At 73.3% G+C, this 11061-nt stretch carries 7 protein-coding genes; 3 read left to right on the plus strand and 4 right to left on the minus strand.

Annotated features, from left to right (window positions below; all coding sequences use genetic code 11):
• Positions 1 to 10: 10 nt before the first annotated feature.
• Positions 11 to 1219 (plus strand): PucR family transcriptional regulator, encoded by a 1209-nt coding sequence (locus ACZ67Q_RS15860; protein ID WP_471181789.1) that lies wholly within the window; start codon positions 11 to 13, stop codon positions 1217 to 1219.
• Between the two features lie 179 nt (positions 1220 to 1398).
• A complete protein-coding gene (locus ACZ67Q_RS15865) occupies positions 1399 to 2148 on the plus strand; it encodes a hypothetical protein (RefSeq protein ID WP_471181792.1) in 750 nt (249 codons plus the stop codon).
• A 9-nt stretch (positions 2149 to 2157) separates the two neighbouring features.
• On the opposite strand, the gene ACZ67Q_RS15870 is transcribed toward ACZ67Q_RS15865, so the two are convergent.
• Positions 2158 to 3795, minus strand: coding sequence for a sigma-70 family RNA polymerase sigma factor (locus tag ACZ67Q_RS15870; protein WP_471181795.1), 1638 nt, complete (start codon positions 3793 to 3795; stop codon positions 2158 to 2160).
• A 484-nt stretch (positions 3796 to 4279) separates the two neighbouring features.
• On the opposite strand from ACZ67Q_RS15870, the gene ACZ67Q_RS15875 reads away from it, so the two are divergent.
• On the plus strand, positions 4280 to 5788 hold the full coding sequence (locus tag ACZ67Q_RS15875) for an MFS transporter (RefSeq protein ID WP_471181798.1): 1509 nt from the start codon (positions 4280 to 4282) through the stop codon (positions 5786 to 5788).
• Between the two features lie 126 nt (positions 5789 to 5914).
• On the opposite strand, the gene ACZ67Q_RS15880 is transcribed toward ACZ67Q_RS15875, so the two are convergent.
• Genes ACZ67Q_RS15880 through ACZ67Q_RS15890 form a run of 3 tightly spaced genes read right to left on the minus strand, consistent with a single transcriptional unit; the run spans position 5915 to position 10975 of the window.
• Positions 5915 to 8671 (minus strand): bifunctional YncE family protein/alkaline phosphatase family protein, encoded by a 2757-nt coding sequence (locus tag ACZ67Q_RS15880; protein ID WP_471181800.1) that lies wholly within the window; start codon positions 8669 to 8671, stop codon positions 5915 to 5917.
• 4 nt (positions 8672 to 8675) lie between these two features.
• Entirely contained in the window at positions 8676 to 10034 is a 1359-nt protein-coding gene (locus ACZ67Q_RS15885) for an ABC transporter permease (RefSeq protein ID WP_471181801.1), read from the minus strand.
• Positions 10031 to 10975, minus strand: a complete 945-nt coding sequence (locus tag ACZ67Q_RS15890; protein ID WP_471181804.1) for an ABC transporter ATP-binding protein — start codon at positions 10973 to 10975, stop codon at positions 10031 to 10033. The genes ACZ67Q_RS15885 and ACZ67Q_RS15890 overlap by 4 nt, the downstream gene beginning before the upstream one ends.
• Positions 10976 to 11061: the final 86 nt, after the last annotated feature.

Below are 11061 nucleotides of genomic sequence, written 5' to 3' on the forward strand. Positions count from 1 at the left end.
CACTGCGCCCGTGACGCCACAGCTGAGGGCCGGCGACCGGGTCGTGGAACTGGTGGGCCGGCTGCTGACCGAGGTCGACCGGCTCGCGGAGGACCTCACCGACCAGATCCTCGGCGGCGAACACGCCTACGCCGAGAGCACGCTGCTGGGTCGCGCACAGCTGCGCAGCGTCGTACGCGACAACCTGTCCACGATGTTCACGGCGCTGCAGGGGCGCCCCACGACGCTGGACGCGCCCCGCGCCGCCGGCCGGCTGAAGGCCGAGCAGGGCATCCCGCTGGCCGCGCTGCTGCACGCCTACCGGCTGGCCGGCCGCTTCATCTGGGACCGGCTGCTCGCCGCCGCCGTGGACGACGAGAGCACCGTCCAACTGCTGCACCTGGCCTCCGACATGTGGGCGGCCATCGACGACTACTCCGGCGCGGCCGCCGACGCCTACCGGGCCGCTGTCGAGGAGCGCTCGCGGCGCGACGCCGCCGCCCGGAGCATGATGCTCACCACCCTGCTCGAGGGCCGGGCCGGCACACACGCGAGCGCGTGGGAGATCGCCCGCGTCCTGGAGCTCGACCGGCCCGGCCCGTTCGTGGTGGTCTGCGCGGAGGTCCACGACCGGGTCGAGCCGCTGCCCAGCGTCCGCGGCCGCCTGGGGGCCGCCGGGATCGGCTCCGAGTGGCTGCAGCAGATAGGGGCCTGGGTGGGCCTGCTGTCCCTCCCCCACGGACAGGCCCTCTCGGTGGCCGTCGACCAGCTCACCGCGATCGCCCTGTCCCGGGTCGGCGTCAGCCGTGCCTTCACCTCCCCCGTCAACGCCCCGGCCGCCTGGCGGCAGGCGCAACTGGCCGTGCAGTGCCTGCCGTACGGCACCCACGGCACCCATCTGTACGGCAGCGCGCCCGTCTCCCTGCTGGCCGCCGCCTCCCCCGACACCGCTCAGGAGGTCGCCGGGGCGGTGCTCGGCCCCGTCCTCGCCCTGCCCCCGCAGGAGCGGGCCACCCTGCTGGCGACCCTGCATGCGTGGTTCACCGCGGGCGGATCGACGACGGCGGCGGCCGACCGCCTGCACTGCCACCGCAACACGGTCCTGTACCGCCTGGGCCGCATCGCCGACCTGACCGGCCGCCGCACCACCGACGCCGAGTCCTCCGCCGAGTTGTACATCGCCCTCGCTGCCGTACGTCTGAGCGGGCAGCAGGGGTCGCTCGGCGGGCTGCCCTCGTAGGGGGCCCTCGTCGATCAGCCCGGAGCAGGGATCGGCGGCGTCGCGAGCCCGGCGGGACGGGCGAGACGCCTCGTGGGCCCCGGTGGCGTGCCATACGGGGGAGGAATCGGGCCCGGCGGGCAGGACGGCGGGCGAGGTGGTTATGCATCACTCGTCCACGCCACCCGTCGGAGGTCGCAGTGAACCGCAGCAGGGCCCTGGCCTTCCTGGTCGCAGCCGTGTGCGTCGCCGTGCCTGGCACCGCCGGATGCGAACGGCCGGCCGGGCACACGTCCGCGCACGCCGCCCCGCCGGCCGGCGGGCCCCCGGCCCACCCGGCTCCCCCGCGCCCCGTCGTCCGCCCGCTGCCGGGGGTCGGCCCGGCCATGCGTGCCCGTATCCCGGCGACCGCGCGGCAGGTGCTGGTGGTCAGCGGCGCGACCGCCGACACGAACGAGGCCCGGGTGGTCCTCTACGAGCAGACGCCGGGCCTCGGCTGGCACGCCGTTGCCGGTCCCTGGCCCGCCCGCAACGGGCTGCGCGGCTGGACCGACGACCACGACCTGAACGACCTGCGCACCCCGATCGGTGTCTTCCGGCTCAGCAACGCCGGCGGACTGCTGCCCGACCCGGGGAGCCGGCTGCCGTACGACCAGGACGAGGCCTTCACCGCCTCCGGCACCGGGCATCTGGGGGAGCCGCTGGACGGCGCCTTCGACTATGTGATCGCCATCGACTACAACCGGGTCCCGGGCAGCAGCCCGCTGGACGAGACCCGGCCCCTGGGCGAGGACAAGGGCGGCGGGGTGTGGCTCCATGTGGACCACGGCGGCCCGACCAACGCCTGCGTCGCGATGGACAAGGCCTACATGCTGGCGCTGCTGCGCGTCCTGGACGCGGCGAAGGAGCCGGTGGTGGTGATGGGGCCGCAGGACGCCCTGATGAGCTGAAGACGCCCCCTACAGCGTGGTGCCGAAGTCCTGGGTCCACCACGGGCCGCCGTCGCCGTCGCGGATTCCGACGCCAAGGTTGCGGAAGGAGCAGTTCAGTATGTTGGCGCGGTGCCCGGGGCTGTTCATCCAGGACGTCATCACCGCGTCGGGCGTCTGCTGCCCCTTGGCTATGTTCTCCCCGTACGTCGACCAGCGGTATCCGGCGGCCGTGATCCGCTGACCGGGATCGGTGCCGTCGGGCGAGTCGTGCTCGAAGTAGTTCCGGGCGGCCATGTCGTCGGAGTGGGCCTGGGCGGCGTTCGTCAGCCGGCCGTCCTGGGTGACGGGGGCGCAGCCCGCGGCCTGCCGTTCCTTGTTGACCAGGGCGATCACCTGCGAGGCCAGGTCGGATCCGGCCGGTTGGGCGGCCGCACCGCGTGCCGCGGCCGGCTCCGACGCGGTCGGCCGGGGCGCGCGGCGCGCGGGCGCCGCAGTGCTGGGGCCCGCCGTGGCGCTCGCGCTCGGCGAAGCGGAAGCGGCGGCGGAAGCCGACGCGGACGGGGTGGGGGTGGAGCTGGGGCTCGCGGAGACGGACGGGTGAGTGTGCGCGTCGGGGGCGGCCGTGGCCAGCTCCGGCACGACCGCCGGCTCCACGCTCCGGGCCGCTGCGGCGTCCTGTTCCGACCCGCTGCCGGGAAGGGTGGTGAGGTGGATCAGGCCGCCGCCGGCCAGGCAGGCCGCCACGACGGCGCCGCCGACCGCCCGGCGGCGCAGCCGCCGCCTGCGACGCGCCGCGCCACGGGAGCCGGGCCTCGTCCCGCCGTGCCTGCCCGGCCGTACGGACACCGTCGCGCCGGCCGGGGCGACGGTGTCCCCGGCGAGGCGGATCCGGTCCAGGAGCAGCGGGGCGACCGGGACGAGCGCCAGGCCCGCCAGCAGGCCCTCCGCCGGCATCAGACCGCTCCACAGGCCCGAGCAGCGGGCACAGCCGCGGGCGTGCCGGGCGACGCGCTTGCGCCACAGCGCCGAGGGCCGGCCGTCCCAGCCGGTGAGGTCGGCGTGCAGCTGCGGGCAGCGCGGCCGCGCGTCGAGTGCCCGCACCACCACCCGGGCCGCCTCCAGCTGGGCCTTCATCCGCTGCACCCGCACCGCCGTGTGCTGCGGGGTCAGTTCGAGCGCGGTGGCGACCTCGGTCCGGGTCAGTTCACCGGCGGTCTCCAGCCACCACAGCGACAGCAGGCCCCGGTCCTCGGGCTCCAGCCAGCGGGTGGCGCGCGCGGTCTCCTGCCGCTGGCCGGACAGCTGCAGCTTCACGATCGTCAGGTCGACGAAGTCGGCGCCCGGGTCGGCGACGTCCCACGCGTCCTCCACCGGCGCCTGGGGGGGCTGCTGCCTGTGCCAGTGGGCGCGCACCTGGTTCATCGCGACGGCGACCAGCCAGGAGCGGAAGCTCGCGGGGTCGCGCAGGTCGTCCAGGGAGCCGAGCGCCCGCAGCATGGTGTCCTGCACGACGTCGTCCACGTCCACGGAACCGTTCAGCGCCCGGCCCACGATGTTGTAGACCAGCGGCAGGAACGCGCCGACCAGCGCGTCCTGGGCCGCCTGGTCGCCGTCCCGGGCGGCGGTCACCAGTGCCGCGGGATCCATCGTGTGCCCTGTGTTCATGCCCTGCTCCCCTGTCGTCGACGTCGAACGTCGTGGTCCGTCACATGGGAGATCCCTGAGGGAGCGCCGGATAACGGTTTTTCGCCCAGACGTGCGAAGAGAGGTCACCGCATCGGACGCCCCGGGCGCAAGGAAGCACGTCACATCACGCTGCGCCGCCCGGAGGACGGGGGGCTCGCACGGCGCGTCCGTTCGAGTGGAGGCCGCCGCCGCGGCGATGCGGGACGACCGCGAACGGCGTTGAGCAGGTCCGTCACCTCCCCCCTGCCCCTCACAAGGAAGGATCCCGTCCATGCGACGTACCGCCCTGCTCGCCGTCTGCGCCCTGATCTCGGCCGCGGCCACCGGCTTCTTCACCACGGCGGCCATCCACAGCCGATGATCACGAAGCCGTCGTCCCGGGTTGCGGGCACCCGTGTGTGCCCGTACTCCGGTGGGGGAACCTGATTCGTCTCCGGACCGGTCCCGGGTGGAAGGAGCCCTTGTGACAGCGCAGGTGTCAGCGGTGAACGACCGGGACCCGGACGCCGGGTACCGGCCGGACCCGCACCGCTGGCGGGCCCTGTGGGTCACTCTGGTGGCCGGATTCATGAGTCTGCTCGACGTGACGATCGTGGCGGTCGCCCTGCCCACGATCCAGCACGACCTGCACGCCTCCCCGGCGCAGGTGCAGTGGGTGGTGTCCGGGTACGCCCTCACCTTCGCCCTCGCCCTCGTCACCGCGGGCCGTCTCGGCGACGCCCTGGACCGGCGCCGGATCTTCCTGCTGGCCCTGAGCGGCTTCGTCGTCTTCAGCGCGGCCTGCGGGGCGGCCCCCGACATCACGCTGCTCGTGGTGGCCCGTCTGGCCCAGGGCCTGGCGGCCGGCTTCATGGCGCCGCAGAACTCCGCGCTGATCCAGCAGATGTTCCGCGGCGCGGAACGCGGACGCGCCTTCGGCTTCTTCGGCGCGACCGTCGGTGTCTCCGCCGCGGCCGGACCGATCACCGGCGGCGCCATCCTGGCCCTGGCGTCCGGCGCGCAGGGCTGGCGGTGGATCTTCTACGTCAATGTGCCCATCGGCATCCTCGCCGTGCTGCTCGGCCGCCGACTGCTGCCACGCACCCGCCGCACGGGCCGCGGGCAGGTGGACTGGCCGGGCGTGGCGCTGCTCGGGCTCGGTGTGCTGGCGCTGATGTACCCGCTGGTGCAGGCGGACTCCGGCGGGATCAGCCGGGTGTGGTGGTTGTTCCCGGCCGGTGCGGCGGTCCTCGCCGCCTTCGCCTGGTGGCAGCACCGGCTCGTCGCGCGCGGCGCCCAGCCGCTGCTCGATCCCCGGCTGTTCACCACCGTGCGCGGGTACGCCGCGGGTGCCGCCGTGGGCACGCTGTACTTCGTCGGCTTCAGCGGCGTCTTCCTGGTCTTCGCCCTCTTCTACCAGCACGGACTGGGCTTCTCGCCGCTGCGCTCGGGGCTGGCCGTGACGCCCTTCGCGTTCGGCTCGGCGTGCGCGGCGGTCGGGTCCGGCCGGCTGGTGGACCGGTTCGGCCGGCTGCTCACCGTGTGCGGACTCGCCGGCGTGGTCGTCGGCCTGGGCGGCACGGCGCTGCTGCTGCTCCTCGCTCCCCTGGACGTCGCTCCCTGGATCGCCGCCCCGCTCCTGCTCGTCGGTGGCGTCGGCAGCGGTCTGGTCGTCTCCCCCAACATCACCCTGACCCTGCGGGACGTGCCGGTGCGGATGGCCGGGGCGGCGGGCGGCGCCCTGCAGACGGGGCAGCGCCTCGGCGCGGCCGTGGGCACCGCGGCCCTGCCGGGCCTGTTCTACCTGGTGCTGGGCAGGAGCGACGACTACCGCCGTGCCGTGGTCACCGCGCTGGCCGCGGCCCTCGTGGGCATGCTCGCGTCGCTGGCGCTGGCGACGCTCGACTGGCGGCGTGACCGCTGCACGCGCGGGGCGCACGGGAAGTGCCCGGACGAGGTCGCCCACGATCCGGTGCACGCCCGGCACCCCTGAGCCGCCCGCCGCACCGTACGACGAGACCGTACGACGTGGCCCCCGGCCGGCGATGCTGCCGGCCGGGGGCCACGTTCAGCGAGGAGCGGACCGCGTCAGCCGTCGGGCACGGGGACGCGGACCGCGTCAGCCGTCGGACTCCGCCGACGGGATGAAGGCGCCGGGCACGTCCTGCGGGGCATAGATCTTGCTCTCACCCGGGTAGGGCTTCTTCCACTCGTGCGTCTGGTACCACGTGAAGTGGTTCATCTGCGCGGGGTTGGCGAAGTCCGGAACCGCGTGCGGGCCGGTCAGGCGCTGCTTCGCCTTCCAGGCGTCCCACTCGGCCGCGAGCTGCCGCTTGTCCGCCGGGACCTTCGCCGACGGCACGGCCGCCGCCTGCGGGTTCTGCGGTGCCGGGCTGTCCGTGCCGCAGGACGGCGGGGTCTTCAGACCGTCGGTGAGCGACGCCCGGTTGGGCAGCGCCTTGAACGGCGTGAGGTCGGCGCGCGGGGTGAAGGCGCCGCGCATCGGGGTGGCCGCGCTGTCCTTCTGGTTCATCGGGTGAATCCCGAGGATCTGCTCGATGGTCCGGATCATCGTGATCTGGGTGTAGTAGTGGCTGTCGACGACGCCGTGCCGGGCCCAGGGGCTGATGATCTGGATCGGGGCGCGGTGGCCGTCGACGTGGTCGAGGCCCGCCTGGGAGTCGTCCTCGACGACGAAGATCGCCGAGTCCTTCCAGTACTTGCTGTGGGAGATCTCGTCGACCATCCGGCCGACCGCGAGGTCGTTGTCCGCCACCTGGGCGGTCGCGCTCGCCGGGCCGCCGGTGTGGTCGTTGGAGAACCAGAACATGTTCAGGTCCGCCGGACCGTGCTTCTCGAAGTCCTGCTTCCAGATCTCGTACTTGTAGACATCGGGGACGTCGAGGTCGAACATCGGGAAGCCGGGCGCGGAGACGGCGTTCAGCGACGGGATCGCCGAGCCGGTCTGGATGGGGTACGCGGTCGGCTTGCCGGTGGCGGCCATGTCCTTGGCGTCGCAGTACAGGTTCTGCCAGGTCGCACCGGCCGGCTTGCTCTCGACCGACTGGAACTCGCCGAAGTCCCGCACGGACTTCCCGGCCGCCTGCGCACCCGTCCACAGGAAGCCGGACTTCTGGTGGCCGAGCGCGTCGTTCTCGGTGTCGTAGCTGCGCTGGTACTCACCGGCCGAGGACTCGGTGTACTCCGGGTCGTCGGCCTGCATCAGCCAGTTGTGGCCCTCGGCGGAGTTGGTGCCGATGTCGTAGGTGTTGTCGTACAGGCCGAACTGCCGGGCCAGCGCGTGCTGGTTCGGCGTCACGTTCTCGCCGAACTGCGTCACCGACGCATCGCCGTTGCCCTCCGGCATGTCACCGAAGACCTGGTCGTAGGTCCGGTTCTCCTTGACGATGAGGAAGACGTGCTTGATCGCCGAGGGGTCGCCGAGCCGCGTGGGCACCGGTACCGGGCGCGGGTTGCTGCGCGGCCGGCTGAAGGCGACCCTGCCGCCGTTCCAGCCGTTCTGCCGGAAGACCTTGGCGGTCTGCGCGCGGGTGACGCTGTCGTCGGGCAGCGTGAAGCGCTGCACGCTCGACGTGGTGTCGTGGGTGGCGTGCCCGGCCTTGGTGGTGGGGCGGCGGGCGTCGATGCCGCGGGTGTTGGAGACGTACACCTGGTCGCCGGCGGTGGCGATCTCCGCGGGGAAGTAGTCCGTGGGGAGCAGACCGACGTAACTGACCGGCTCCTGCGCGGTGGTGTACCGGTAGACGGCGACCGCGTCGGCGCGGCCGAGGGTCACCAGCAGGTGGCCGTCGTCGGTGAGGGTGACGGCGTCCGGCTCGTAGCCCACGGACGCCTCGGGCCACGGCTGGGTGGCGATCGTCTGGACGACCTTGTCGCGGGCGGTGTCGACGACCGACACGTCGTTGGTGGCCGTGTTGGTGACGAACAGCGCGCCCTTCTTGGCGTACAGGGCGGTCGGGTGCAGTCCGACGTCGATGCTGCCGGGCGCGGCGGCCGGGTGCGCCAGGTCGATGACGCTGACCGTGCCGGTGGTGGTGGCGCCGGTCTTCGGGTCGGCCGGCACCTCGGTACCGTAGGAGTTCATGGTGGTCTCGCCGGGCTTCGCCGGGCGTCCGCCCTCGTTGCTGACGTAGAGCTTGTCGCCGACGCGGACCATGTCGCGCGGCGCGTTGCCGACGGCCCAGCTCTGCTGGATCGCGCCGGTCGCGGCGTCGAGGGCGACGACCCGGTTCTGGCCGTTGACCGCGGCGTACACCGTGGAGCCGTCGGCGGAGAAGACCGACTCGCCGACGAGGGCGTGCTTGGTGCCGTCCGCGGGGATCGTGACGGACACCGGGCTCGTGACGGTGCCGTCCGGGTTCACGGTGAAGCGGGTGTAGCCGTCGGTCTGGCCGAGCCACAGCTGCTTGCCGTCGGGCGAGTAGGTGGGGCCTTCCTGGCCCACGCTGTTGCTCTTCAGGCGCGGGTTCGACGCGGCGGCGGTGCCGACGACCTGCTGCACCTTGTAGGTCTTCAGGTCGACGAGGGCCAGCGCGCTGCCGCCGTCGGTGACGGCGGCGGCGAGGTGGCTGCCGTCCGGGCTGAGAGTCGACGACATGATCTTGCCGTCGTTGATGACGAGACGGTCGCCGTAGGGGGCGATGTACTGGTCGCTGGAGATGACCTGGCCCTGATCGGTGTTCTGACCGACCTGGTCGGTGCCGAACTGGTGGGTCTGGGCGTTGGCGACGCCCGCGGCCACGACGGCGAGAGCGGTGGTGCCTGCCGTGACCAGGGGTATCCGGCGGCCGAGGCGTCTGGCGAGAAGGCCGGGGGCGTCCTTCTCGACACGCCGACGACGGCGTGTTACCTGCATGGAGTCATCCCTTCGAGGTGGCGGGGAGAAGCTCGACGTTGCCGTCGAACTGCCAGAGGGGGTTCGGCGCGTCACCGGTCGGGGTGCGCACCAGGAAGTAGCCGTTGACTTCCTTCGGTCCGTCGCCGTCGGCCATGAAGCGGCCGTCCGCGGTGACGTCGAGCTGGTAGACGGCCGTTCCTGCGGCCTGGATGCCGGGCAGGTGCCAGGTGACGACGCAGCGCCAGTCGTTGCCCGGCCCGTCGGCGGCCGTCCCGAGGCCGCCCTTGGTGCACGACGCCGTGGCCTTCAGCGCGGCCTCGGTGACATCGGGCCGGTTGAGCTGCCCGGTCTGCATGCGGTACAGATGCGCGAACTCGGTGGCCAGGGAGCGCTGCAGCTTGTCCTGGTCGATCCCGGAGCCGGTGGCGCCCGTCGTCGCGGCGACGGCGGCCGAGCCCGCGGCGACCAGCAGGGCGAGCGGCAGGACGCCGGCGGTGACCGCGCGGCGCGCCGATCCGTCGTAGGCCGGGTTGGTGAAGTCCCGCCGCACGAACAGGACATAGGCCAGCGCGGTCGCGGTGGCCGCCCAGACCAGGCTGACGGCGACGCCGATGAGCAGCGGGACCGGCTGGGCGGGGCTCGTGAACAGGCCGCTGAAGGAGAGGAACGCGTAGCCGGGCAGGGCGAGGCGGACCGCCACGGGCAGCGAGAGCATCTGCGCGAGCTGCATCGCCAGGGCGACCAGGGCGGGCAGCAGCAGTCCCATCGGGGAGCGGCCGAGCAGGACGGAGCCGAGCAGGCCGATCGCCGCGAGGGCCAGGGTCGGCGCGAGGGCGCAGGCCCAGGCGAGCAGGACCTTCGCCGCGGCGTCGCCGGGAGTGAGCAGATGGCCGTCGAGGCCGACCAGCGGCTGGTTGCCGACCGCCAGCAGTCCGCCGGCGATGCTGGAGGCGACCAGTCCGGCCACCGTGAGCAGGATGACGGTGAGGCCGGCCAGTGCCTTCGCCGCGAAGATCCGACGGGGCGAGCGGACGGCCACGAGCAGATGGCGCCAGGTGCCGAGCCGGTCCTCGGCGGCGAAGACATCACCGGCGACGACCGAGGTCAGCAGCGGCAGCGCCCAGGTGCCGGCGAAACCTAGCAGCACCAGGGGCCCGGCCCAGCCGGTGGCGTGCATCCAGCGGCCGAAGAGGGTGTCGACGGGGAGGGTGCTCTGCCGGCTCACCGCGGCGACGAAGAGTCCCGGCGCGAGCCAGCAGGCGAGGACGAGCAGCCGGATCCGCCACTGCGAGAGGAGTTTGACCAGCTCGAAGCGGTAGCCACGAGGCACGGACACCCGGGGGGTGATGGCAACGCTGTCACGGGCGACGGTCGCGGTCATCGGCCGGCCTCCTGCGGCTGTTCGGTCAGGGCGAGGAAGGCGGCTTCCAGCGGCGAGACGACGGGGGCGAGTTCGCGTACCGCGACGCCGGCGTGCACGAGAGCGGAGACCAGCGCGTCCAGGGCGGGCACGGCGGCGCGCACGACGATCGCCTCGCCGTCGGGCCGCATGACGGTGTCGTCGGCGAGGTGGACTCCGGTGGTGTCGGCGGCCAGCCGTCGGGCGGTGCGCGGGTCGGAGGCAAGCAGCCGGTAGTCGAGGGCGCTGTTCTCGGCGGCGAGTTTGCCGAGCGGTCCGGAGAAGACGACGCGTCCGGTGGCCAGGATGGTGACCTCGGAGCACAGGGCTTCCAGGTCGTCCATGCGGTGGCTGGAGAGCACGACGGCGGTGCCCTCGGCCGCGAGGGCGGTGAGCACCCCGCGCACGTGCCGGGTGCCCGCCGGGTCGAGGCCGTTGGCGGGTTCGTCGAGCACGAGGAGCCGGGGGCGGGTGAGCAGGGCGGCGGCGAGCCCGAGCCGTTGCCGCATGCCGAGGGAGAAGCCGCGGACCCGGTCGTCGGCGACGTCGGTCAGCCCTACCCGGTCCAGTACGTCGCCGACGCCGGCCGTCCGGGCGCCCTGGCCGCGCAGGGCGGCCAGCGCGGCGAGGTTCTGCCGGGCGGTGAGCGACGGGTAGAGCCCGGGGCCGTCCACGAAGCCGGCGACTCCGTCGGGTGCGGTGAGCGCCCGGCCGACGGGTGTGCCGAGGATGTCCAGGGTGCCGCTGTCGGCGACGGCGAGGCCCAGCAGGAGGCCGAGCAGGGTCGTCTTGCCGGCGCCGTTCGGTCCGACCAGGCCATGGATCTGACCTGGCGTCACATCGAGGTCGACGCCGTCGAGGGCGACGACATCGCCGAAGCACTTGGTGATCCCGCGAGCCTGGACCACGAGGTGTGTGCCCATGAGTCCCTTCTTCCGCAACGCTCAGGGACCTTAGGGACGGCACACAGCTGGGGCGACGACTGCTGGTTGAACCCCGACCGAACAGA

Source organism: Streptomyces sp. NPDC036813 (genome assembly GCF_055609245.1).

Excerpts from the sequence above, each read along its gene's own strand:
- ACZ67Q_RS15870 (WP_471181795.1), bottom strand. The coding sequence starts at position 3,795 with ATGAACACAGGGCACACGATGGATCCCGCGGCACTGGTGACCGCCGCC.
- ACZ67Q_RS15880 (WP_471181800.1), bottom strand. The coding sequence starts at position 8,671 with ATGCAGGTAACACGCCGTCGTCGGCGTGTCGAGAAGGACGCCCCCGGC.
- ACZ67Q_RS15885 (WP_471181801.1), bottom strand. The coding sequence starts at position 10,034 with ATGACCGCGACCGTCGCCCGTGACAGCGTTGCCATCACCCCCCGGGTG.
- ACZ67Q_RS15890 (WP_471181804.1), bottom strand. The coding sequence starts at position 10,975 with ATGGGCACACACCTCGTGGTCCAGGCTCGCGGGATCACCAAGTGCTTC.